Annotated in this window: 18 protein-coding genes; 2 read left to right on the top strand and 16 right to left on the bottom strand. The window is 65.9% G+C overall.

All coding sequences use genetic code 11. The annotated features are described in order from the left end of the window. Window positions 1-61: 61 nt before the first annotated feature. The gene (locus tag U5809_RS00420) at window positions 62-1,366 is read right to left on the bottom strand and encodes a gallate dioxygenase (protein WP_322085009.1); all 1,305 of its coding nucleotides are present in this window, start codon (window positions 1,364-1,366) and stop codon (window positions 62-64) included. A 79-nt stretch (window positions 1,367-1,445) separates the two neighbouring features. Next, the gene (locus tag U5809_RS00415) at window positions 1,446-2,000 is read right to left on the bottom strand and encodes a hypothetical protein (protein WP_322085008.1); all 555 of its coding nucleotides are present in this window, start codon (window positions 1,998-2,000) and stop codon (window positions 1,446-1,448) included. 456 nt (window positions 2,001-2,456) lie between these two features. On the opposite strand from U5809_RS00415, the gene U5809_RS00410 reads away from it, so the two are divergent. Both U5809_RS00410 and U5809_RS00405 read left to right on the top strand, forming a co-directional pair. Continuing rightward, window positions 2,457-3,710: a LysR family transcriptional regulator gene (locus tag U5809_RS00410; RefSeq protein WP_322085007.1), complete on the top strand. Its 1,254-nt coding sequence runs from the start codon at window positions 2,457-2,459 to the stop codon at window positions 3,708-3,710. Window positions 3,711-3,879: 169 nt separating this feature from the next. Next, window positions 3,880-4,812, top strand: coding sequence for an NAD(P)-dependent oxidoreductase (locus tag U5809_RS00405; protein WP_322085006.1), 933 nt, complete (start codon window positions 3,880-3,882; stop codon window positions 4,810-4,812). Between the two features lies 1 nt (window position 4,813). Here the strand turns inward: U5809_RS00405 and U5809_RS00400 are convergent, their stop codons facing one another. From U5809_RS00400 to U5809_RS00335, 14 genes are all read right to left on the bottom strand, one after another. After that, window positions 4,814-5,371, bottom strand: a complete 558-nt coding sequence (locus U5809_RS00400) for a DNA-binding protein (protein WP_322085005.1) — start codon at window positions 5,369-5,371, stop codon at window positions 4,814-4,816. Between the two features lie 44 nt (window positions 5,372-5,415). Next, window positions 5,416-6,663, bottom strand: coding sequence for an MFS transporter (locus U5809_RS00395; protein ID WP_322085004.1), 1,248 nt, complete (start codon window positions 6,661-6,663; stop codon window positions 5,416-5,418). 268 nt (window positions 6,664-6,931) lie between these two features. Then, entirely contained in the window at window positions 6,932-7,261 is a 330-nt protein-coding gene (locus U5809_RS00390; RefSeq protein ID WP_176046642.1) for an H-NS family nucleoid-associated regulatory protein, read from the bottom strand. Window positions 7,262-7,586: 325 nt separating this feature from the next. Then, window positions 7,587-8,936, bottom strand: coding sequence for a reverse transcriptase family protein (locus U5809_RS00385; RefSeq protein ID WP_322085003.1), 1,350 nt, complete (start codon window positions 8,934-8,936; stop codon window positions 7,587-7,589). A gap of 289 nt (window positions 8,937-9,225) precedes the next feature. After that, entirely contained in the window at window positions 9,226-9,798 is a 573-nt protein-coding gene (locus U5809_RS00380; RefSeq protein ID WP_322085002.1) for a plasmid fertility inhibition factor family protein, read from the bottom strand. Between the two features lie 433 nt (window positions 9,799-10,231). Further along, the gene (locus tag U5809_RS00375) at window positions 10,232-11,215 is read right to left on the bottom strand and encodes a succinylglutamate desuccinylase/aspartoacylase domain-containing protein (protein WP_322085001.1); all 984 of its coding nucleotides are present in this window, start codon (window positions 11,213-11,215) and stop codon (window positions 10,232-10,234) included. A gap of 81 nt (window positions 11,216-11,296) precedes the next feature. Next, window positions 11,297-12,625 (bottom strand): MFS transporter, encoded by a 1,329-nt coding sequence (locus tag U5809_RS00370; RefSeq protein WP_322085000.1) that lies wholly within the window; start codon window positions 12,623-12,625, stop codon window positions 11,297-11,299. A 184-nt stretch (window positions 12,626-12,809) separates the two neighbouring features. Next, a complete protein-coding gene (locus U5809_RS00365) occupies window positions 12,810-13,727 on the bottom strand; it encodes a LysR family transcriptional regulator (RefSeq protein WP_322084999.1) in 918 nt (305 codons plus the stop codon). 117 nt (window positions 13,728-13,844) lie between these two features. After that, window positions 13,845-15,242, bottom strand: coding sequence for a DUF389 domain-containing protein (locus tag U5809_RS00360; protein ID WP_322084998.1), 1,398 nt, complete (start codon window positions 15,240-15,242; stop codon window positions 13,845-13,847). 157 nt (window positions 15,243-15,399) lie between these two features. Then, window positions 15,400-16,365 (bottom strand): SDR family oxidoreductase, encoded by a 966-nt coding sequence (locus U5809_RS00355; RefSeq protein WP_322084997.1) that lies wholly within the window; start codon window positions 16,363-16,365, stop codon window positions 15,400-15,402. Between the two features lie 170 nt (window positions 16,366-16,535). Continuing rightward, on the bottom strand, window positions 16,536-17,669 hold the full coding sequence (locus U5809_RS00350) for an ankyrin repeat domain-containing protein (protein ID WP_322084996.1): 1,134 nt from the start codon (window positions 17,667-17,669) through the stop codon (window positions 16,536-16,538). After that, a complete protein-coding gene (locus U5809_RS00345; protein WP_322084995.1) occupies window positions 17,644-17,820 on the bottom strand; it encodes a hypothetical protein in 177 nt (58 codons plus the stop codon). The genes U5809_RS00350 and U5809_RS00345 overlap by 26 nt, the downstream gene beginning before the upstream one ends. A gap of 480 nt (window positions 17,821-18,300) precedes the next feature. Continuing rightward, a complete protein-coding gene (locus U5809_RS00340; RefSeq protein WP_322084994.1) occupies window positions 18,301-18,894 on the bottom strand; it encodes an SMI1/KNR4 family protein in 594 nt (197 codons plus the stop codon). A gap of 17 nt (window positions 18,895-18,911) precedes the next feature. Then, on the bottom strand, window positions 18,912-23,354 hold the full coding sequence (locus U5809_RS00335; RefSeq protein WP_322084993.1) for an RHS repeat-associated core domain-containing protein: 4,443 nt from the start codon (window positions 23,352-23,354) through the stop codon (window positions 18,912-18,914). Between the last annotated feature and the right edge of the window lie 64 nt (window positions 23,355-23,418).

Here is a 23,418-nt window from a genome sequence, read left to right as displayed (position 1 = left end):
GTACTCCGCCCGAATCGGCAGGGATGAAGGCGCGCGACGTCACGCGCGCCTTCGTTGTCCGTCAGGTGCTTTCCGGCTTCTCCGCACTATCCCAGCCGAGCGGCCCCGCACTCTTGCCCGCGACGGAATACAGCGCGCCCGGTGCGTTTCGCGTGCGCTGGAATTCTTCCAGCGATTCGCCGCGCATCGCCGCGTAGATGTGCAGGTTCGATACGCCCGTCACCGCACCGAGCTTCTCCAGCAGGAAGAAAATCACGCCGTAGCGCAGCAACCCCAGCCAGTCGCGCCGGCGGATCAGGTCGCGCTCCTGCGCGCTGAGGCCGGCCGCGTCGAAGCTCGCTTCGGGATCGCCGATGAACTGTGCGCGATGCGCGGGTTCGATCATCCGGTGCAGATAGTCGTTGATCCGGTACGCGTCGACGGCCCTCGCAATCGTGAACGGGTAGGTGCCCGGCAACTGCTCGACGCCAGCCAGTTCGGCCGCGATCCTATGCCGGTGCCGTTCGGCCGCCGCCGCATCGACGTCGGTATCGGCCGGCTCGTAGACAGCCGTCGCGATCCCCGTCATCGACGGCAGGTAGTAGCTGCGATGACGACACACGACGCCTGCCGGCAACGCGCCGCGCATCGTGAGCCACATCACGACCTCGGCGCCTTCGTAACCGCCGAGCGTCGCGTATTCGGCGAGCGGCATGCCGGCCAGACGTTCGGGATCGCGTTCGAGCAGGTCGAGAAAGCGTTCGTCCCATTCGGGGTGGTTGAAACCCGAGCGCTCGCCGTGCACCTGGTGCGACAGCCCGCCGGTCGCGACAATCGCGACGCGCAGATCCTCCGGGTAGCTTTCGATCGCGCGCCGCAGCGCCTGCCCGAGCCGGTAGAAGCGGCGCGCGGACGGCACCGGCAGCTGCAGCACGCCCATCTGCAGCGGCACGAGCCGCACCGGCCAGTCGGGCCGGTGCGGGCACAGCACCGACAGCGGCGAGAAGCAGCCATGGTCGAGCGGCTTGTTCTGGAAGAACGACATGTCGAACTCGTCGGCCATCAGCGACTGGCCGACATGCGCGGCAAACGCCGGATGGCCGGCGATCGGCGGCAGGTCGCGCGCGCCGCCGCCTTCGTCGGCCGGATGCCACTGCGGCCCGACACCGAGGGCGAATGCCGAGTAGTGGTCGAAGAAAAACGACGTGACGTGGTCGTTGTAGATGAACAGCAGCACGTCCGGACGCTTGTCGGCGAGCCACGCAGCCAGCGGCGCGAAGTTCTCGAAGATCGGTGCCCACACGGGATCGTCGCGCTTGTTCTTGTCGAACGCGAACCCGATCGTGGGCGTGTGGGAGGCCGCGATGCCCCCGATAATCCGTGCCATGCCAGTGCTCCTTCGTGATGCTCGAATGCGGTCCGGCCCGGCCGTCCGCGACAGAATGAATGCGTGCCCTGCCCGCCGCCTACACGCGGGCCGATTGCTGCGGCGCGAGGCTGCGCTTGACGACCAGCGCGAGCGGAACCGCAAAGACGAAATGCGACATGAACCCGCCGATGATCACGTTCGGGTCCAGGTAGTTCGGGTGATTGCTAGATGCGATCATGATCAGCACGTGCATCACGATCCACGCGACGATCGCGAAGAACAGCGCGACGAACGTCGCCTCGTAGCCGCGCCGGCGGAACCACGGCCAGATCGCCGCGAACACGATGCCCCACGACAGCGCGAACGCGAAATGAATCGCGGTACCGATGAAGTACGACCCGAAGCCGAGCGCATCCTGCACGGCCTTGCCGAACACGAGCCCCGTCGCGTTGCGCGGGATGCCGGCAAGCGGCATCAGATGCTGCGCGCCGACCCACACGAGCGCCTCGTAGACCCAGATCAGTACCGCGCCGGTCAGCCCGCCGCGCATGCCTGCCCGCACCGTGTCGACCCACGCGACACGTCCCGGCGCTGCGTCGGCCTGCCTGCCGCCCGCCGGTTTGCCGGCGCCCAACGTGTGCTGCTGTCCCATTGCCCTGCCTCGCTCGTCAGATGGGTGTCGCGCACGGCGGGACCCCCGGGGTGATCGGACAAACAATGAATCAGATGGCGGCCCGACACGCCTGCAACTGCACCGATGCGGTTGCCGGAGTCGAAATTACGCATTCGGTGGCAGGGGCAAATAGTCGGGGTAAACCCTTGCACATGATCGAAACGGCATGAACGTCATGCATTCTCGAACGAAGCCATTCCGCTGACGGATAGCCGGAAAGCCCGCCGGATATGGCGTCCACGGCTGGCCACGTTGCGCTCCGTCGGTGCGAACGCCGATCCTGTCGATTCAATCCCGATAAACAAAACAGATAGGTCGATAAGCACGACGCAAGCTGCCGCGCCACCGTTCCGGTAAAGTCGGTCGACACCTGCCGCCCCAGCGCGCCGCGCGCCGGCCGGCCTCCACTGCGGCTCGTCCGCGCGTGACCGACCCATGGACCAGACCGATCTCCCGAACCTCGCCTGCCTGTATGCAGTGCAGCGCGTCGCCGAAGCCGGCAGCGTGAGCCGCGCGGCCGCAACGCTGTTTCGCGCGCAGTCCGCCGTCACGCGTGCCGTGCAGGAAATCGAAACGGCGCTCGGCGAGCCACTGTTCGAACGGAAGCCGTCCGGCATGCTCGCGACGCCGGTCGGGCGCGCGGTACTGAAGCGCGGCGAGCGCGTGTTCGCCGAACTCGGCGAGCTGGCGAACTGGTGCGCGCTGCGCCAGTCGCGCCGGCGTGCATCGGCCGACGGCGGGCTGCCCGCGTACCTGCTCAACACGCGGCGGCTGCAGCTGTTCTCGACGCTCGCACGGCACCGCCACATGCCGAGCGCGGCCCGCACGCTCGGCGTCACGCAGCCGGCCGTCAGCAGCGCGATCCGGATTCTCGAGAGCGGCGCCGGGTTCGCGCTGTTCCATCGCCATCCGCGCGGCCTGCTGCTGACGAACGACGGCGAGACGTTCCTGCTGCACGTGCGGCGTGCGCTGAACGAATTGCGACATGTCGCCGACGACGTCGCCGCGCTGCACGGCAGCATCCAGGGCGTCGTGACCGTCGGCGCGCTGCCGCTCGGCCGCACGCTGATGCTGCCCGAGGCCGTCGCCCGCGTCGTCACGCGCTTCCCCAAGGTGCGCGTGATCACCGACGAAAGTGCGTACGAAGCGCTCGTCGCCGGCGTGCGCGCGGGCGACATCGACTTCATCCTCGGCGCGCTGCGCGCCGGCGACCCGATGAGCGACCTCGAAAACGAGCGCCTGATGTCGGAGAACCTCGTCGTGCTCGCGCGGCGCGATCACCCGCTCGCCGGCGTACGCAACCTCGGCATCAGGAGCCTCGCCGGCGCGCAATGGATCCTGCCGCGCAGCCATGCGCCCGCGCGCGGCCTGTTCGACACGCTGTTCCGCCGCATGAAGCTCAAGCCGCCGATGCCGACGGTCGAATCGGCCGACCTCGCCGTGATCCGCGGCCTGCTGCTCCACACCGACATGCTCGCGGTGCTGTCCGCGCAGCAACTGCATTACGAGTGCGAATCGGGCTTGCTGGCCGTTCTCGACGTCCCGCCGATGCGCGAGACGACCCGCGACATCGGCCTGATGACGCGCACCGGCAGTCCGCCGTCGCCGGCGGCGCGCGCGCTGATCGACGCGCTCCGCATCGTGGCGACCGAAGTCGCGCGCTCGCCGCACGCCACCGTCGCGCGATAAGGAAAATGCATGGCGATCGCGCCCGGTTCGCATTGCCCGCGCGGTGCACACCCCCGCACAATGTCCGGGACAGGCAGGGCCACACGGCACCGCGTCGACCTGCGCTCATAAGCGACTGCGATACCGTCGTTCCGCGCACGACCCACTCGTACGCCCAGGGAGTCAAAGCATGCACGAAGCAACGATCGCCTTCATCGGCTTCGGCGAAGCCGGCGGCCTGCTCGGCGGTGCACTGGCCGCGCGCCGCGTACGCGTGACGATGTACGACCGGCAGCTCGACGATGCGCGCACCGCGCGTGCGATGCGCGACAACGCCGCGCGCCTGAACGTAGCGGCCGCGCCGACCGTCGCCGACGCGATCCGCGATGCGCGGTGGATCGTCTCCGCCGTCACGGCATCGTCCGACGCCGAAGTCGTCGAAGCGGTCGCGGCATGCATCCGGCCGGGCCAGACCTTCGTCGACATCAATTCGGTATCGCCCGCGATGAAGCAGCAGGGCCAGCAACGGATCGAAGCCGCCGGCGGCCGCTATGTCGAAGCGGCCGTGATGGCGCCCGTGCCGCCGGAAGGGCTCGCCGTGCCGATGCTGCTCGGTGGCCCGCAGGCCGAAGCGGTCGCGCACGAACTGACGGCGCTCGGCTTCAACGCACGGGCCGTGGCGGCCCGGGTCGGCGTCGCGTCGGCGGCCAAGATGTGCCGCAGCGTGATGATCAAGGGCATCGAGGCGCTGACCGTCGAATGCCTGGCCGCCGCACGCGCGTACGGAGCCGATGCGCTCGTGCTCGCATCGTTGCGGCAGACGTTCGACCGGTTCGCGACGTCGCCCGACCTGCCCGGCTACCTGATCGGTCGCGTCGCCGAGCACGGCCGCCGACGCGCGGCGGAAATGCGCGAAGCCGCCGACACGCTGCGCGAAGGCGACATCGCACCGGACATGAGCGAAGCCTGCGCACGCGTGCAGGACCGCTTCGTCGACACGATGGCCGCGCGCGGGCTCGACTATCAAGCACTGCTGCCGTTCGACTGGGCGCAGGTGCTCGACATGCTGGACGGCCGGCAACCGCTGGAGAACATCACGATGCCGTCGAAGCCGGTCGCGTGAGTTATCTCGGCGCCTGCGCGTACTCCCCCGCGAACGCCGTCTCCACGAACCGGATCACGTCGTCGAGCGACGACGTGCACACGGCATCCGCCGCCAGCGCCTGAAACGCGCCGTCCGGCCCGAAGCAGACGAGCGGCTTGCGCCAGCGTTGCGCCAGCGCGATTTCCTGGGCCGTGCCGTGCCCGCCCGGCAACGCGACGATCAGGTCGCTGCTCAGCACGTTCACGTGGTTGCGGTTGATCGTGTGCGGATCGGCATCCGGTTCGCGGCGCGGCAGCGGCGTGAGGATCGGGATGTCGACGAACGGATGCGGATAGCCGTCGAGCGGCACGAAGCCCGCGACCGGATCGGCCTGTGTCGGCAGGATGCCGATCGATCGGCCGGCCCGCCCCGGCACGCCGGCGAACGCGCGCGCGACGGCCAGCATCACGCCCTGCCCGCCGCCCGTCAGCAGGTTGAAGCCGGCCTGGGCGAGCCATGCGCCGAGCGGGTCCGAAAATGCGAGCCACGGCTCCTTGCCCGAGCCCATCACGCCGATCGTCCTGTTCTTCTGTTGCATCGTGGTTTCCGGTGAAATCGTTGCGGTGCGCGCGGGCACCACGCTCATTCGAGTTCGACGCCCTTCAGCTCGGGGATCAGGAACAGCGTCGCGACCATGTCGAGCACGTAGAGGCCCGCGAGCAGCGCGATGGCCGTCTGGAACGAGTAGTGCGCGGCCAGCGCGCCGACCGCGACCGGGCCGAAGCCGCCGACCGCGCGACCGATATTCCACAGCACGTTCTGCGCGGTGGCGCGCGCGGCCGTCGGATAGCCTTCCGACATCAGCGTCCCGTAGCCGCCGACCATCCCGTTGACGAACATGCCCATCAGCGCGCCGGCCCACAGCATCGCAGTGGGGTCCGTCAGCCGCGCATACGCGATGACCGTGACGACCGAACCGAGCTGGTACAGCAGGAACGTCGGCTTGCGCCCGATGCGGTCGGCCAGTTGCCCGAACACCCACACGCCGATCATCATCCCGACGACGGTCGCCGCCGTCCACAGCCCCGACTTCGTCAGCGAAAAGCCCATCTGCTTCGACAGGAAGGTCGGCAGCCAGATCATGATCCCGTAGTAGCCGAAGTTCTGGACCGAACAGAGGATCACGATGCCGAGGCTCGTGCGCGCGGTGCGGCCGTCGGCGACCAGCATGCGGAACGCGTTGGATTTCGGCTGCGTCGCGCGCTGCACGAACGCCTCCGGCTCGTGCAGCTTGTTGCGCATCGCCCAGGCGAGCAGCGCGGGCAGCACGCCGACCAGGAACATGCCGCGCCAGCCGATGTGGAGCAGCAAGAGCGGCGTCAGCAGCGCGGCCAGCAGCACGCCGGCCTGCCAGCCGAGCGCGACGTAGCACGACACGCGGGCGCGCTTGCTCGCCGGCCACGCTTCCGCCGCGAGCGCCATGCCGATCCCGAACTCGCCGCCCAGCCCGATGCCTGCGATGGTGCGGTAGGCCAGCAGATCCCAGAAGCCGCGCGCGAACGCGCACAGGCCGGTGAAGATCGCGAACAGCAGGATCGTCCAGGTCAGCACGCGCACGCGCCCGTAGCGGTCGCTCAGCGCACCGAACAGGATGCCGCCCGCGACGGCGCCGATCAGCGTCCACGTGACGAGCGCGCCGCCCTGCCCGGGTGTCAAATGCAGCGCCGCCGTGATCGCCGGCAGCATGAAGCCGAGGATCAGCAGGTCGAAGCCGTCCATCGCATAGCCGATCGCCGACCCGGCCAGCGCCTTCCACGCATACGACCCGACCTGCTCCACGCGCGGGGCCGACGAGCCGCCGAGCGCCGAAGATTTCATGTTTGCTGCCATGGTGTCCTGCCACGAATGTCCGGCGACATTTTAAGGCCTGTGCCCGCCAACGACGGACGCGGGCGCGCATCGGCGCCGCTGCCGGAACGGCAAGCGCGACATGGCGGGCAATGAACGGGGAAAACGTCGATCCGGTGTCGGCGGCGAGGCCGGCGATGTCGCGGCCATGCCGGACACCGGATGAAAGACTGCGGACGGACGGAGTGTTACCGGCGGGCCCGACGGCGCGAACCGGACGGCGCCGTGTGGCCCTGCGGCGCGGCCTGCTTCAGCCCTGATCGTCGCCGGGCCACCAGGCCTTGGCCTCGCGGTCGACGGCGAGCGAATCGAGATCCTTGCCTTCGAGCCATTTCGGCCGAGGGCCGCGACCCGACCACGAACGGCCGGTCGTCGGATCGTAGTATTTGGCGGGCGCCTTGCGTTTTCGCTGGACGATGTAGCCGAGCGCGCTCAGCACTTCCTGCTGCGAAATGCCCAAAAGCTCGACCTGTTCCTTGAATGCCGCGAGCGCGGCCTGCTTCTCCTTCTGCTTCGCATCCGACAGCTTGATGTTCAGGTCCCGAAGTTGTGCTTCGAGTTCCTGTAGGGCCTGAGTCATGTATTCATCCTCTTTGGGCATGTTTTTGCAAAAAACTCCGATGCGCGAACCTACCACGAAGTTCCGCCAATCGGTGCTGTCAAATATGTGAATCGTTTGCCCCAGCCGGCATGATTTGCGCGATGCGCACTAAACGACGTCGTGCGTCATTGACGCGCAGGACCGGACCGGCGACGCGCGGCACGTCGCGTACGAACAGGCATGGCGAACGGCTGCGGCAAGTCGGGCGCCGCCCCTGGCACGGGTGCGGCATGGCGCGAATGATAGCAGTGCGCGACATCGTGTTGCATAAGTCGTGCGACGGAATCGATGCGCAGCGGACGGCTTACCGGCCTGCGTAGTCGGTATCCCATACGATCCGGTCGAGCAGCGCGCGCAGCTTGGCGCCGCGTGCCGCATTCAGCGCGGCGGCATGTGCGACGCGTCCGGCGAGATGCGCGCGGAAATCCGGATGCGCAGCTCGATTCTGCGACGCCGGGCCGCGCCGGATGCAGTTGGTCAGGATGGCCTTCAGGAGATCGAACTCATCGCGCGCCAGGTTCGGGGGACGATTGACGACCACGCCGGCCAGTTGTTGCCGCGACCCGCGCCGCATCACGCGCGTCTTGCGCAGTTGCAGCGCGAAGCCCTCATCGAGCGCGATCGCGGCCACCCTGATTTGCAGACGCTCGACGTTGCGCGCAAGCGCGCCGCCGCCCGAGAATGCGAGATCGTCCGCATAGCGCGTATAGGTCGCATCGAGCGAACGGGCGAGCGCGGCGAGCCGCATGTCGAACCGGAACGCGCACAGGTTCGCGAGCGCCGGCGACGTCGGCGCGCCCTGCGGCAGATGCCGCTCGCGATAGCGCTGGCGGCCGATCCAGTCGAACCGGTCGCGCAGGTCCGGCGCGAGCAGCCGCGCCGACGGCACGCGGTTCGTGCACAACCCGGTGAGCGTGCGGGCGACTTCGACCGGATACCCGAGCGTCGCGAACAGCGCATGGACGCGTGCGGCGCGCACCGACACGAAGAAATCCGCGAGATCGAAGCGGACGACGACATCGCGATCGGCATGCGGCGCCGCGAACGACACGATCCCGTGCCCCTTGCGAAAACCGTGTACGGCACCGTGCGGCGCAATGCGGTCGAGCAGCCCGTGCAGGATGCGGCGCTGCGCTTCGCGCAGCCTTCCCTTCGGGATCTCGACCAGCCGGGATCCGCCGCTGCGCTTGTCGAGCGCGACGTACGTGTAGTGATGCAGTGGTGTGGCGCTGCTGCGCGCGTCGACGCGCCAGTGATCGGACAGCCAGTCGAGTTCCGCCGCGCTCACGCCGAGCCAGCCGGCGAGATCGCCGGGCGTCGCCCATTGCGGCGCGTCGCAACCGGCGAGCGGCGCCGGCAACGGCCGCTGGACCGGCGGCCGCCGCACCACGCGGATCACGACCGGCCGAAGGTCGCCGTACCACGCGCGCACGAATCCGGGCGCCTCGGCCACGACCTCCGCAAGCGCATCGATGTCGGCGTCGGCCCAGTGCGCGCCGAAGCGCGCGAGCGATGCATCCGCGACTTCATGCGCCCACATCGGCGCGTCGCCGAGCACGGCCGCCATCCGCGCGATGACGCCGCCACGCTCGGGCGAGCCCGCGAGCATCGCCTCGGCAATCGTGCGGGTGGTATCGCGCAGGGATGCGTGCATGGCCAGGAATGGGCGGGACGATGAGTCAACGTGGCTGGTGCTGCGAGGGGATACGTTGCGCAACGCGCAACCGGGCCCCTTGCGACGCATCGGTGTGTCGATCTGATCCACGGGGTAGCCCCGTGGTCCTAGAACATCGACTGCCTGTTCCGGGTGTGCGCTTGACCCACCGGCCCGCGTCCCGACTGTAATGGGCGCGTACGCCAGGTGTCAATTCAGGCGGAACCGCGTTCGATGCGCGGCGGGCCGTGCGGGTCGCCGGCCCGTGCCCGGCATCCCGCTGCCGCGCTTAAACGCCCCGCGCGAACAGCGTGCTGTACGCGATCGGCGCCACGCCGATGCCGGCCATGCCGCTCAGCATCGTCGCCCAGGTTGCGTCGGCCACGCTGACCGGAAACGACCGCACGCGATTGGCGAGCAGCCAGAAAGTCCGCGTCATGCCGTCGCTCATCGCGACTTCGTAGCCGCTTCCCGCCGGCCAGTAGCCGACCGGCGGCAGCGCCACCGGTGCCTCGCGGCCGCCCCTGAACGCGGTGGCGGCGATCGCGAACTTGCTGTCGAGCGGCATGGCCCGGCGCGGTACGCAGTCCTGCGAATCCTGTTTCGGGAATGCCGGGCTCGTTTCGAGCCAGCGGCGATAGAACGCCTCGGCGTCGAGATGGACGACGAAACGCTCCACCCCGCCCGGCTCGGCCGCCAGATAGCAGTCGACCTGGCCGGGTACGGGCACCCTCCAGATCGCGCGCTTCGCGCTCAGGTCGACCAGTTCGCATGCCGTCGGCCGGAGCGAGAGGGTTGAAGCAGGTCCGGACTCGCGCAGGTCGCGGGCGCGGTCGAGTCCGTTACGAAGACGTGTCAGCATGGGCCCTCTCTTTCTCTCTCGATTTGTTCGAATGAGTCAGGGTGCGTGACGCGATCCGCGCCATCGCCGCCGGTTCGCCCGGCTCCCCCGACGCTCCCGACCGGATCGGGAACCCGCGCAGTGTATCGCCTTTCGATGACGGAACGACAGGGCATGCTGCCCACTCCCGGTGGGCAAGGATCGTCCGCCATGCCAAACGGAAACCCGCTTCGACCGGGCTTTTCAGCGTCGCGGGCACCGCCCGCCGCAGCGCATCAAAACCCTGCGGATCGTGAAGGCACCCCGCGCTGCGACCTCTACGATCGGCCCGCCCCGACTACGAGGCACGGGCCCGACGGGCGACGTTCGTTCAGAAGGACCTGCCCGCGTGAAGCGGTGTCGGTTGCCCGGCGATTGCGCCGGGCGTGACTTCGAATGCTTGCGGCCGGCTCAATCAGCGGTCAAGCAAACGCCCCAGCCGCATCATCGTGACGTTCACGCCGAGATGGCGCATCGACGGCTGCACGATCACGCAGTTGTCGTACGGCGTGACGATCACGTCATCGCCGTCGCGCGCGATCTCGGTACCGGCTTTCTCGATCACCTCGAGCCCCGTGAACGGCTGCGAGAACCGGAAATCCATCGAGCGCGCGACGACCGGCTCCGTGATCTCGATGAACTTCTGCCGCACCGGCGCGGCTTGCGTGAGGAACGCCGCGACGTCGTCGCGTGCAACGACGCCTGCATGCAGCAGGAAGCGCGCGGCGCTGTCGAGCGCGACGTCGCGCGCGCTCGCGGCGAAGTGCTGGCCCGTCTCGATCAGCAGCGCATTCTTCGTGCTCGCCGGATCGCCGAAGCCGCCGTAGTCGCGCAGCCGCGTGCCGTTCGCATGGCCGCGATCGACGATCACGTGCTCGGGCGTGCCGATCGCCGCTGCCAGCGCGATCGCCTTGTCGAGCGGCCCCGTCATCATCAGCGGCGCCGATGCTTCGTGCATCGAGTGAATGTCGAGCAGCAGGTCGACCGTATCGAGCAGCGGCCGCATCGCGCGCGCACGGGCCAGCTCGCGGCTGGCGCGTGTGCCGTCGAGCGTGGCCGGCGTCCATACGCGATTCATGTCCTCGTCGAGATAGCGCGTCGCGTCGGCATTCTCCGCGCTGAAATGCTCGTATGCGCCGACGTTGCCGAAACCGAGCGACAGCCGGCCCGCGACCGGCCGCAGGCCGGCGGCCAGCAGCGCATCCACCGCGATCGCGCCGCTGACTTCGTTGCCGTGCGTGAGCGCGAGGATCATCACGTGCTTGCCGGGCTTGCCGCTGTCGAACGTATGCAGGTAGTCGACACCCGCGTTGCCGGCACGCCAGCGCGAGATGTCGGGGAACGCCACTTCGATCGGATAGGCCGGCAACGCGGCGCGGATGGCTTCAAGCGTAGTCATGTCGGAAGGATTCGTCAGGGTTCGGGAAAGGCGCGGCCGGCGCGTGCCGGCTACGCCCGAATCGGGTTCGTGTCGGGTCCGTCACGCCTCGGTCGCGCGCGTCGACGGTGCGGAACCGGCCGCTGCACCGCGCATCCGGCGGCCGAGCGAGATCACCGACGTGATGCCGAGCACGGCCGTCGCCATCACGTAGAAGCTCGGCGCCAGCTTGTTGTGCGTCGCATCGATCAGCCAGGTGACGATCAGCGGCGCGAAGCCGCCGAACAGCGTCACCGAGAAGTTGTACGACAGCGCGAGGCCCGTGCCGCGCGTGCTGGTCGGGAAGATGTCGGCGAGCAGCGCCGGCAACGGTGCGAGGCTCACCGCAATCAGCAGCCCGACGAGCGCCTGTACCGCGAGCAGCATTTCGACGGTCGGATAACGGTTCAGCGCGACGAACAGCGGCCACGTCGTCACGCCGACCAGGATAAGCGCGACCAGCATCACGCGGATGCGGCCGAAGCGATCCGACAGGTGCCCGACGACCGGCGCCGCGACCATCAGCATCGCGCCCGTGACGACCGCGCCGAGATACGACGACGTGGCCGGGATATGCAGCTGCTTGACCGCATATGTCGGCATGTACAGCTTGTGCACATAGTTGAAGGCCGTGGCCGTCGCGACGACGCCCGCGCCGAGCAGCATGTTCGCGCGATCGCGGACGAACACGTCGCGCAGCGGCGACTTCGCGCGACCTTGCTCGCCGAGCCGGCGGAAATCGGCCGGTTCGTCGATGTTGCGGCGGATGTACAGGCCGACCGGGCCGATCAGCAGCCCGACCGAAAACGCGACGCGCCAGCCCCACGCGTGCAGCTGATCGGCCGTCAGCAGCAGGCTCAGCAGCGCGGACACACCGGCCGCGAGCACGGTCGCGAGCCCCTGTGTCGACATCTGCCAGCTCGCGAAGAAGCCGCGCCGCTTCGCGTCGGCCTGCTCGACCATGAACGCGGTCGCCGCGCCGAATTCGCCGCCGGTCGAAAAGCCCTGCAGCATCCGCGCGACGATGATCACGAGCGGCGAGGCGATGCCGATCTGCGCATACGTCGGCGCGAACGCGATCATCGCGGTGCCGACCATCATCAGCCCGATCGACACCGTGAGCGATGCCTTGCGGCCCGCGCGGTCCGCGTAGCTGCCGAGCACGATCGAGCCGAGCGGACGCGTGATGAACGAGATGCCGAACGTGCCGACCGACAGCAGCAGCGAAGTCGCCGCGTCGTGGGTCGGGAAAAACAGCTGGCCGATGACGATCGCGAAATAACCGTAGATCAGCAGATCGTAGAACTCCAGCGCGTTGCCGATGCTCGCGGCGCAGATCTCGCGCCACGGATTGTGCGGCGCCGGCGCCGCGGCTTGCGTATTGCGGGTCATGCCTGTGCTCCTCCGGGAATGCTGGCCGTCAGGATTTTGAAAGACGGCGCGCGGCGGTTGCCGGCGGCCGTTCGGGCCAGTCAAGCGCGGAGTGTAGGCAACACGGTGCGCGCGTTCGTGCCGTTTCGGCACGCAAGCGTGCTGATCGGCGCAACACATGCGCCGGCCGGTTCGGGCAACCGGCTCAGGCGGCCGGGGCGCCGTCGTCGTCCCGTGATGGCCCGGTGCGCCAGATCGCGTCGAGCACCGGGTGCGGTTCGTTCCGGCGGCGGTACAGAGCGATGTCGAAGCCGATCTGCCAGTCGGCGCCGCCGACGATCGCGAGCTCACCGCGCCGGACGTCGTCCGCGACGAGCCGCTGTGGCAGCCATGCGAGGCCGAGCCCGCGCCGCGCCATCGCGAGGATCGCTTCGTACGAGTCGGCCTGGTACACGGGCCGCAGTGTCGGCCGGTTCGGCATTTCGGCGAGATGCCGCGCAAGCACCGCGCGCAGCGTCAGCGTGCGCGCGAACGCGAGCCACGGCACCGGCGCCTGCCCGGCCGGCAGCCGGTAGCGCGCGCTGCCGCGCGCATCGAGTGCACTGACGGGCACCAGCACCTCGCGCGCCACGGACAGCCAGTCGAAGCGGTCGCGATCGATCAGCAGCCGCGTGTGCGGGCTCGAATAGACGATCAGCATGTCGGCTTCGCCGGCCGTGAGCTGCAGGATCGCTTCCTCCGCGCTGCCGGTCGACACGGTCGCCGTGAAAAAGCCCGCACGCGCAACCGTCTCGTCGTACCAGTCGGAGAAGAAGGTGGCCGACAACGTGCGGCCGGTCGCGATCCGCAGGTTGTTCTCCAGCACCGGCGACGCTTCCTGCAGTTGCGTACGCACGCCGTGCAGGATGTCGAGCGCATTCGATGCCGCATCGAGGAAGACGGTGCCCGCCGCCGTCAGTTCGAGCGGTTTCGTGCGTGCGATCAGCCGCGTGCCGACCCATTCCTCGAGCGAACGGATGCGGCGGCCGAACGCCGGATGCGTGACGAAGCGGTTTTCCGCTGCGCGCGTGAAGCTGCGCGTGCGGGCCAGTTCGACGAAGTCTTCGAGCCATTTCAGTTGCATGGCGTGGCTCCGGGGCAGGTATGCGGCGGGATGCCGGGCAGCGCCGCGCGAGCGCGACGCTCCGGCCGGCTCTCCCGGTCCGATCGACGGCGACAAGTCATGTGCACGGGGTCGGCATCACCCCGCCGTCACGACACGCACGCGCGGCGAATCGAGCCGCACGCTCAACCAGCGTTCGATTCGCTGGCGGTCCGCGCGCGGCAGCGGCTTCGCGGTCGACACGACGAAGGTCACGAACGGTTCCGCGTCCGGCGTGCTCGCGCCGGCGTCCCATCCGTCGGTCGCACCGTACAGGATCTCGCGGATCTGCGGATACTGCGTGCGCAGCTCGCGCGCGACGCGCGACAGCTCGGCCTGCTGCGTCGCACGGCCGTCGATTTCGTGCTGCAGGCGTGCGATCGTCCGGTCTTTCGCGTCCATTTCAGTGCGCGTCGCGTCGTTCGCGGCGATCAGGTCCTGCGCGATGCTCGCCTTCAGCGACGACGCGAGCGAGCCCGTGTCGATCCGTTCGTCGCCAGCCTGCTGCACGACAAGCCGGCTGTTCTGCAGGCCGTAGGCCGGCAGCTTGTCCGCCAGCCGGTCGAGTTTCGCCTGGTCGACCCGCTGGCCGACCAGCGTCGCCTCGATCACGCGGCCGCGCGGATCGACGCGCTTGCTCGCGACCACCGACAGCGGCAGCGACAGCTCGGTCTTGATGAACTGCTCGGCGCGCGCGTTGAACACTTCCTGCGTGACGAGCCGGTACGCGAGGATCACGCTCGGCACGGCCGTCAGCACGACCGCCGCGAGCACGACGCGCCGCACGCGGCGCTGCAGCGTTTCGTCGACCGGCGCGACCGGCTTCGCGCGGATCACCCACGTCACCACCAGCGTCGCGAACGCGATGAACACCGAGTTGATCGAGAACAGGTAGAACGCGCCAGCGAAATACGCGAGGCTGCCGTGCGCGAGCCCGTAGCCGGCCGTACACAGCGGCGGCATCAGCGCGGTCGCGATCGCGACGCCGGGGATCACGTTGGTCTTTTCGCTGCGCGTCGCGCCGATCATCCCGACGAGGCCGCCGAACAGCGCGATCAGCACGTCCCAGATACTCGGCGACGTGCGCGCGAGCAGTTCGGAGTGTTCGCCCGTCAGCGGGCTCAACGAGAAATACAACGCCGACGTCGCGAGGCTGATCAGCGTCGCGATGGCCAGTGTCTTCAGCGACCGGCGGATCAGCGCGAAATCGTAGATGCCGATCCCGTAGCCGAGCCCCATGATCGGCCCCATCAGCGGGGAAATCAGCATCGCGCCGATGATGACCGCGGTGGAGTTCACATCGAGGCCGATCGACGCGACGAAGATCGCGGAGATCAGGATCCACAGGTTCGTGCCGCGCAGCCCAACGCCGCTGCGGATGTCCTGGTCGATCGTTTCGCGGTCGGCCTGGCCCTCGCGCAGGCTGAAGTACTGGCGAAACGTGGCGCGCAGGCGGGTCAGCGTGCGGGCCGGCGGGCGGGAAGCTGAGGTGGTCATGGTTGTTGTCGGGTTCGTGCGCCGGGGGAACGGGATCGCGTCGGCCATGCGTCACGCGAAGCGCATCGCAGATGCCCCGCGCACCGCGGAGCAAGCATCGCATACGGGCCGCGTTCGCACAATTCTTCGGGGCGGCCCGTTCGTCGTCGTGGCGGCGTTACGGTAGCGGTGGCGCGCCGCGCAGGACCGTGCGCAATGCCACGTCGAACGGCGTCGCATGGTCGATGCCGAGCGCGCGCAGGCGCGACGCGTCGAGATGGTAATCGTACGGGCGCGGCGTTGCGTCGGTCGGCTGGTCGATCGGCGTGAGCGATGCGTCGACGCCGAGCGCGGCAGCGATGCGCTGCGCGATGTCGTGCTTCGTCATCGGCTCCTCGCCCGACCAGTGACGGATGCCCGTGACGGATTCACCCGCGAGATGGCGCAGCGTCAGGTCGCGGATCACCTTCGCAACGTCCGGCGTGTAGGTCGGGTAGCGGATCGCCCAGGCGTCCATGCCGACCGCTTGCGCGCCCGGACGGGCGGATGCCACGGTCGCCGGGGCGAGGCTCGTGACCGCCGATTCGCTCCAGTCGGCGATCGGGCCGAAGAGCAACGGCAGGCGCAGCACGCAGGAAAGCGAAGATGCCGCGAGGAGTGCCGCGTCGCCTTCCAGCTTGGTGCGGCCGTAGATGTTCAACGGATTCGGCGTGGCGTCTTCCGTGTACGGAGCGGCCTTGCCGTCGAAGACGTAGTCCGTGGAAATGCCGAGCGTCCATGCACCGTATCGGGCGGCCAGCGCGCCGACACGGGCCGGTGCGTCGACGTTGATCGCGCGGGCAGCGGCCGGATCACGCTCGCAGACGTCCGGGCGGCGTTCGGCGGCGCAGAGGATGACGGCGGCCGGTTGGCGGGTTTCGAAGAGGTGTTCGAGAGCCGGTTGGTCGAGGACGTCCAGTTGCGCGAGGTTTTCCGGCGGCAATGCCAGAAGTTTTGCGCCTGCGCTTTGCGGGTTCCGGATCGTCGCAAGCAGCGTCAGCGACGACTCGCTGGCCAGCGATGCGGCAACCGCGCGGCCGAGCAGGCCGGCGGCGCCGATGAGGAGGATGGTGGGGAGGTCGGTCGGTGACGGTGTACGTGACATGGCGTGGCGGATCGGAAAATGAGGCAAGCGGTGCGACAAACGACCGGGGCTGACCGAAAGAGTTTACGTCATCGTTCCAACGCACCGCGCGCACAATCGAACGCGACGCGATATCGGGTCGATCTATACAGACTGATACGACGGATGCCTCCAGCGCGATCCGACTCCCTTCAGCTGAGCGGAAGCCTCACTTTTTTCCAGGGAAGATTCCGGGTTTTCCGGACGAGATCACCGACTTTATCTGCACTCGATTTTTTACTCTTCGGCAATTTTATTGCAGTCAGCAAGAGCAATTTCACGCTATCCTCGTCGCCGCCCTCGCTCTCCTGATAATCATGATCAAAACTGTAATCAGAAAACAGAAGGGCGTCAATTTCTTCAGGCCAGACGATCTTCGATCCCTCGATACCCTCCGGCGTTAAAATATCTCCCTCCGCGAATACCGTACCCGCACCCATCCGCGCGCAGATCCATTCAAAAATTGCGCCAGGAAATTGATAACGGGGCTCGCACTCCGCACATTCCGGGGCCAGGGGCCAATCCGACTCGACACAAAACATCAATTCCAGACGGGGAGAAAATTCAAAAAGTCCGATCGTAAAAAGCAGCTTGCTTGATTTATCTTCCTTTATCAACGCGGCACGACTTTCAACCGGCGCCTGTCCCACCGCAACGGTTTTCCTGTCGATCAGGATCGGGCCGACCTTGTGATAAATGTGCTCCAGAATTCCACTCCCACGCTCCTCTGCAAGATCAATCGCCTCAATCGATCGCCTCGCACCGACGCGTTGCAAAGCTTGCACCACTGCTTCCTGTTTGTAGACCAACGCGGCATCAAGCGCGGTCTGGTTGAACTTCCTTTGCAATCTGTCGAGATTGGCATCGTGCTCGACCAGGAAGACAACGACATCCCGATGCCCGTTCATGGACGCTTCGATCAACGGCGTAGTGACACCACATCCGTGACCATTCACGCTCGCGCCGTGCTTGAGGAGGAACTGCACGGTCGACAAATGGCCAGCCGAAGCCGCCCCAACCAGCGGCGTCAGAAAATTGTCGTCGCAAACGTCGACGCTGACGCCCATATCGAGCAAATATCGACATGCATTCAGCCGACCTTGCGCGGCGGCACGGTGCATAAGGTTCAGGCCACCACCAGCGCCCCCGTACACCGGAACATTTAAAAAATCCGGATGTTCGTCGAATATTTTCGCAAGCCCGCCGACATCATCCTGGGATACAAATTCATAAATATCACCAAAAACACCTGCATTCTGCTCAAAAATCGCGCGAGCATCCGTCATTTGAATATTCCCTTCGATGCATTGGCGCATCAACCTCGAGGAAATCCCATTTTTCTTCTTTTGGCCTGAAAAATTGGATCTTCGCCACACGGAAATCGATGAATTTCCTGCCCCATGCCAGCACCAGAGTCTCGATATCAATGGAATTCATCGCGAATTTTCAAACCACATCACCGCATTGCGCATGAATTGAGAACCCTCCTAGAGCGCGCATCGCGACTGGCATCCAATAACTCTGTGCCTTCTCACCTTGCGCGACACCACACATAGCCAGCGCACCCTATAGTTTCAAGCGTCACCCTTCCTTTCAGGGTGTGTCGCTGCATACTTGAATGCCTCAACGATCGAGGCACCGAGTTTTTCGGAATCGACAATCCCTCTCAACTCAACAATCCGATCCATTACAGCCGACTCACTGTGTCCAGCCACACAGTTATCAACAGGAATGATCCTTACTTGATTTCCAGATGAATTCCTTGACAACTAGATCCACCTTCTCAATCGGACCGTCTCTATCTGGCCATCGCTGAGAACTTTCCTCAACAATCCAGTACCTATCGTTATATTCGTAGATTGTTGTCGTCTCAGTCGCCACCAATATTCTCTCCCCTTCAGCTTCCCGGCCATTCGATTAACGAACAGGAAGAGTTGAAGCACTTTCGTCAAGCAAAATACCCTTTGAATCAAATAAACCCAACACTCTCTCCGACTCTTCGGACAGGAACTCTTTGAGAGAACTCCATTTTCCTACCGGCTTCATTGAGTCATTACCGCACATATAGATTGCCGATTCATTTTTTCGCGTGTAAACCAAGCTGCCGTCCCAGTCGTACCATGCAAAAAAAATAGCGTCTTCGTCCGCGTCACGAATTCGTTCGTCAACGTTTGGAGTTCTCATATCATACGGCTGATAGAAGGCATCAGCTCCTCGCCCAGCTATACTCCTCAAGCCATACACAATCAGCGTATCGACAAAATAATGAAATCCATTGCATTCACCATAAAAATCAACAAGCTGTTGCGGCAACTTTCTTTCTATCTGCTCCTCCAGAATTTTTATTTCCGCATCAGTTAGTGCTGGATAGAGCGTGTGAAGATAGGCATCTTTTCCAATATGAGGGCATTTTCCATACAAAACTGTTCCATTCTTTGCGACATCTTCGCCCAATGATGAGAAACCCACCATTCGATCACGGATCGGAGAAATCAACTCAACCTTCGGCATATCACCTCCAAATTTCACTATTTCGTACGGGCGACGTCTATCGCCTGCTGTAACTGTGCCCGCCGATCGAGCATAGGTCCAGTTGTTACGTTCTGGAAATTCCCATTATGTTCCAACAGGTGTTCATCTCGACCCTTTACAAATTTTATGTTGTCCGGCTCCGCTGCCAATTGCGGATGAGCCTCTGCACTATTGATGTGGTGCCCCTCATATCCAGTGACTTTGCCCCGGGACAAAAGCTCCGCTTTCTCCGCTCGAGTCCAGGTCCGCGTCCCCTGCCCAGTCAACTTCACCAATCGCCGCTCCTGTCGCCACGCCTTGGCCACACCGCTGCGTCTAGCCTTATCAAGCGCCGAGCAACTTAGGCCCCACGGATCGATCCACATCAGCGGATTCGGCGCGTACTGATACTGATTCAGCCCACCCGCCAACCCGATCGGATCCGGCGTGATGAATCGTCCGACATCCGGGTCATAGTACCGGAACGTGTTGTAGCAAAGCCCCGTCTCCAGGTCCTCATATTGCCCCTGGAACCGCAATGTCTGAGGCAGCGGTTGCATCACGTCGCCAACCGGGTTCGCCTGGAACTCCGGCGCATATTCCTGCAGCACCGTATTGCCCCACGCCCGGTACCGCGTCCGCCACACCACCTTGCCGTCGCGGTCTGTCAGTTCCTCCGGCGCACCGCTCGCGTTCGAGTGGAAGTAATAGATCTTCGCGCTCGGCTTCGCATCCGCCGGCGGCCGGTTCCGTTCCCCTTCGTGATACAGCCGCCACAGCCAGTGACTGTCTTCGTGAATCGCATCGATCCGCGCCAGCGGCACATAACCGCCATCCTCATACAGATAAGTCACCGCCTGATGGCCGCGCTGCTCCTGTGCGAGACGCATCCCGTCCCACACGAAGCGCGTCGCACCGAATGCGTCGAGCTTCACCGTCCGGCGCCCGAGCGCGTCATAACTGAATCGCACCGTCTGCTCGACCCCGCGCCGGTTCGTGCTCACCTCGACCAGCTGATGCTCCACGTTGTACTTCAGACGCTGGATCGTGTGACCGCCCGTCAGCTTCTCGACCATTCTGCCGAGCGAGTCGTAGCGGTAGCGTCGATCGCCGCTCATCAGCAGCCGATTGCCCTCTATGCGCCCGGGTTGCCCGAGCGGACGCAGATTCGATGCCGCGTCGTACGCGAACTGCTCCGTCAGCACGCCCACCGCATCCGCACGCCCGCTCAGGCCCGCCGCCGCGCTGCCCAGCAATCGACCCGCCGGATCGTAGCTGTATTTCAGTTCCCCGCCGAACGGATCGATTCGAGCGGTCAGCTCGCCCGCACTGTCATATGCGAATGCCTTGCGCAGCACGTCCTGCCCTTGCCGCGTACCAAACGCCGTCCACGCGCCCGGTGCATGCTGCGCGTCACCGATCCATTGCGCCACTTTCCGTGACAGGCTGTCGTAGCCGGTCGCCAGCGTCAGCGCGCCCTGCGTGCGGCTCACCTCGCGATGCAGCCGGTCCCGCTCGAAATCGCACACGACTTCGTCGTTCGATGCGATCTGATGCAAATGACCGCTGCCGTAATACAGCCAGTTCAAGGTCCGATTGCCCGGCAGCATCGTTTGCGTTCGATTGCCGAGCGCGTCGTACTCGTGCGCGAGCCTGGTTACCCGCATCCGGCCATCGTCGCCAGCCGCTTCGGCAACCTCCTCGACCAGCCGGTCCAGCGCGTCGTACGAAAACGCCACGGCATCGATCGTGCGATTGTCGCGGTCGGTCCGCGCCACGCGTTCGAGTCGCCCCGTCTCGTCATAGCTGTACGTCGTCACCGTCTCGGGCGTGCGCTTGCGAACCAGACGCCCGAGCGCGTCGCGCCCCAATTCAACCGTGATCTGCTGCGGCGTACCGGCCCCTTGCCTGACCAAGATCGGCGCGCCCCGCGCGTCGCGTTCGTATTCGACGCGCAAGCCATCCGGACCAACCTGCCCGGTCAATCGGTCCGCATCGTCGTAAGCAAACCGGTAGCTGTCGCGTACTTCGTTGTAGAGCGTGCACAGGTTGCCTGCGGCGTCGTATTCGAGGTCAACCTGGTGCCCGTTCGGATCGGTTCTCGACGCCACGCGCCCCGCGGTGTCGTAGGTGAACGAAGTTGTATGGCCATTGCCGTCGACGGCCGCCACGAGCTCGTCGTTCGACGACCAGCGATAACGTTGATCGCTACCGTCCGGCAACTGCACCTCGACGGTACGATCGCGGTCATCATGACGGTAACGCGTCGCCTGCCCGAGCGCGTCGATAAGCGCCGTTAAGCGGCCGCGCACGTCGTACTCGAACCGCGTCGTGATGCCCGAACAATCGGTTCGGGCAATCAGCCGGTGGTGCCGGTCCCAACCGAACTCCGTGATCCCGCCGCGCTTATCGACGATCGCCGCCGGCCGCCCCTGGCGATTGAGCCGGAACTCGGTGCGCTGTCCGAGCGGATCGAGCTCGGCGACGCGATTGCCGCGCATGTCGAATTCGTACGCCCACTGCCGGCCGTCCGCGAGCGTCTGCCGTTCGAGTGTCATCCACATCGAGTGCCATTCGAATCGCGTAGTCTGCCCCAGTGCATTCGTCAGTTCGGTGGGCAAGCCACGCTCGTCGTCGTAACGAAGCTGCGTCGTCGCGTCGTCCGGCTCCACGATACGGAGCAGTTCGCGAGCCGGCCCCCAGTCGAAACGCCAGGTCTGCCCGAGCGCGTCGGTATGCGCAGTCACCAGGTAGTCGGCATTCCATTCGCACAGCTGCATGCGACCGAGATGGTCGGTCACGCGGGTGGCCTGCCGCGCGAAGTCATAGGTCAGCCGATAGCGCTCGCCATCATCGGTCCAGTGCTCGACGACCCGCGCCTCCCGACCGTCGAGGCCGCTCTCCTCCGCCAGCGCGTCGCGCTCGAACTCCTCCCACGCATAGAACGCGGATTGGCCGCCAGGCAGGCGATGCATCGTCATGCGTCCGGCCGGGTCGTAGGCAAACCGGCGCCGCTCGACACCCTCGCCATCGGAGACGCGTTCGAGCAGCCCATCGCCGGTATACGCGTAATTCACCATGCAGGTCGTGCCGGCATCCGTATGCAGCAGCACACGCGACATCCGCTGCGCCAGCGTGGCGTCGTACTCGATCGTCAAGCGATGGCCGGCCATCGTCACAAGCTCAACGAGCCGCCCTTGCGGGTCGTAGTGGAAATTGAGCCAGTTGGCATTGCGATCCTCGATCACGCGCGGGCGCAGCGTCTGGGGCGCCAGGCCGTGGACCGGCAAGCCGAAGTCGAAGCAGGTGCCGTCGTCCTGCTCGATCATCCAGTGGCCGCCCGGCGTACAGGCGAAAGTCAGCGCCTCGCTGCGATTGAAGTATTTCTGTCCCGGCTGGAGGTCGGGAACGGGTGTACGCCGTCCCTGCGAATCGATCCAGAGGTGCGGATTCTCGCCGCCCACGCCGAGCCTAAGCTCGACCGCATACGGAAGGTTCCAGCCGCGGCCGATCGGCCGATCCGTGCGTGGGTCGAGGCTGCTGTAGAAGCGCTGCCAAACGATCGGCACCGGCGCGTCCAGTACGAAATCCAGGTCCTCGTCGCCGTCCAGAATCTTCGCGCCGGTCGGTAGATGAACAGGATGGCCCAGGCGGCCGGACATAGCCGTGCTGACAAGCTTGTCCGCGGCGACGTTGATCGCGAAGTTCATCGCAAAACAGGCGAGCTTGCTGGCAAGCGAGCCACGCCCACGCAACGCCTGGCAAATCGCAATGGCGAGCCCTGCGTATTTCGCGATCGTCGCAAGCCACGGCGGCATCTCGCTCGTGACTTCCCGCACCCGCATCCGCTCGCCACCGATGCTGACGTTGGTCGACCCCGTATTGATCTTGCCGTCGCAGGTCGTCGCATCCTTGATGCGCGACGCCGGCCGGCCGTTGATGAACACGCTCGACGAGCCTTCGGCCAGATGCTCGCCTTTCGGCGTCGGGTGATTCGAGCACGCGACGAAATCCTGGTCGACCGGCGTAAACAGATCGGCCACCGACTGCGGCTCGACGCCCGGCGGCAACGGCGGCTTCGGCATGCCGGCCGCGCGTGCCGAGCTCCGGCTGTTCACGAACACGTCGGCGGAACCGGTCACGATCGCGCCTTTCACTTCGCCGGGGATGAAGCTATCTATCAGTTCTCCTGCCTTTTCGGATAAATATCCCTCCAATGAATCGCTTCCGAGGAATTTCGACGTCGCGGCGTTGACGACCTGCGACAGCACGGCGCCCACGATCGCGCCGACGACGACCGCACCGAGCCCGCCCGTCCCGACGATGAACACCGCCGCCGCCCCGATTGCGGCCCCGACCAGCAACCCTGCCCCGATCGTCGATGCGACCTTGAGCATCTGTGCCAGTAACGAAGTATGGGTAAAGGTATCGCCGAGTCGGGCGGCTGCGAGCAGGGACATGGCGGGATCGATCCTGATTGGTTACAGAATGGCCGCGTCGGGAACGCGAGCGCGGGCGCCCGGC

Source organism: Burkholderia sp. BCC1999, from assembly GCF_905339975.1.
GTDB lineage: Bacteria > Pseudomonadota > Gammaproteobacteria > Burkholderiales > Burkholderiaceae > Burkholderia.
This window is presented reverse-complemented; position numbering and strand designations above follow the sequence as displayed.

Coding starts and splice junctions, on each gene's coding strand:
- U5809_RS00420 (WP_322085009.1), bottom strand. CDS start 1,366: ATGGCACGGATTATCGGGGGCATCGCGGCCTCCCACACGCCCACGATC.
- U5809_RS00415 (WP_322085008.1), bottom strand. CDS start 2,000: ATGGGACAGCAGCACACGTTGGGCGCCGGCAAACCGGCGGGCGGCAGG.
- U5809_RS00410 (WP_322085007.1), top strand. CDS start 2,457: ATGGACCAGACCGATCTCCCGAACCTCGCCTGCCTGTATGCAGTGCAG.
- U5809_RS00405 (WP_322085006.1), top strand. CDS start 3,880: ATGCACGAAGCAACGATCGCCTTCATCGGCTTCGGCGAAGCCGGCGGC.
- U5809_RS00400 (WP_322085005.1), bottom strand. CDS start 5,371: ATGCAACAGAAGAACAGGACGATCGGCGTGATGGGCTCGGGCAAGGAG.
- U5809_RS00395 (WP_322085004.1), bottom strand. CDS start 6,663: ATGGCAGCAAACATGAAATCTTCGGCGCTCGGCGGCTCGTCGGCCCCG.
- U5809_RS00390 (WP_176046642.1), bottom strand. CDS start 7,261: ATGACTCAGGCCCTACAGGAACTCGAAGCACAACTTCGGGACCTGAAC.
- U5809_RS00385 (WP_322085003.1), bottom strand. CDS start 8,936: ATGCACGCATCCCTGCGCGATACCACCCGCACGATTGCCGAGGCGATG.
- U5809_RS00380 (WP_322085002.1), bottom strand. CDS start 9,798: ATGCTGACACGTCTTCGTAACGGACTCGACCGCGCCCGCGACCTGCGC.
- U5809_RS00375 (WP_322085001.1), bottom strand. CDS start 11,215: ATGACTACGCTTGAAGCCATCCGCGCCGCGTTGCCGGCCTATCCGATC.
- U5809_RS00370 (WP_322085000.1), bottom strand. CDS start 12,625: ATGACCCGCAATACGCAAGCCGCGGCGCCGGCGCCGCACAATCCGTGG.
- U5809_RS00365 (WP_322084999.1), bottom strand. CDS start 13,727: ATGCAACTGAAATGGCTCGAAGACTTCGTCGAACTGGCCCGCACGCGC.
- U5809_RS00360 (WP_322084998.1), bottom strand. CDS start 15,242: ATGACCACCTCAGCTTCCCGCCCGCCGGCCCGCACGCTGACCCGCCTG.
- U5809_RS00355 (WP_322084997.1), bottom strand. CDS start 16,365: ATGTCACGTACACCGTCACCGACCGACCTCCCCACCATCCTCCTCATC.
- U5809_RS00350 (WP_322084996.1), bottom strand. CDS start 17,669: ATGACGGATGCTCGCGCGATTTTTGAGCAGAATGCAGGTGTTTTTGGT.
- U5809_RS00345 (WP_322084995.1), bottom strand. CDS start 17,820: ATGAATTCCATTGATATCGAGACTCTGGTGCTGGCATGGGGCAGGAAA.
- U5809_RS00340 (WP_322084994.1), bottom strand. CDS start 18,894: ATGCCGAAGGTTGAGTTGATTTCTCCGATCCGTGATCGAATGGTGGGT.
- U5809_RS00335 (WP_322084993.1), bottom strand. CDS start 23,354: ATGTCCCTGCTCGCAGCCGCCCGACTCGGCGATACCTTTACCCATACT.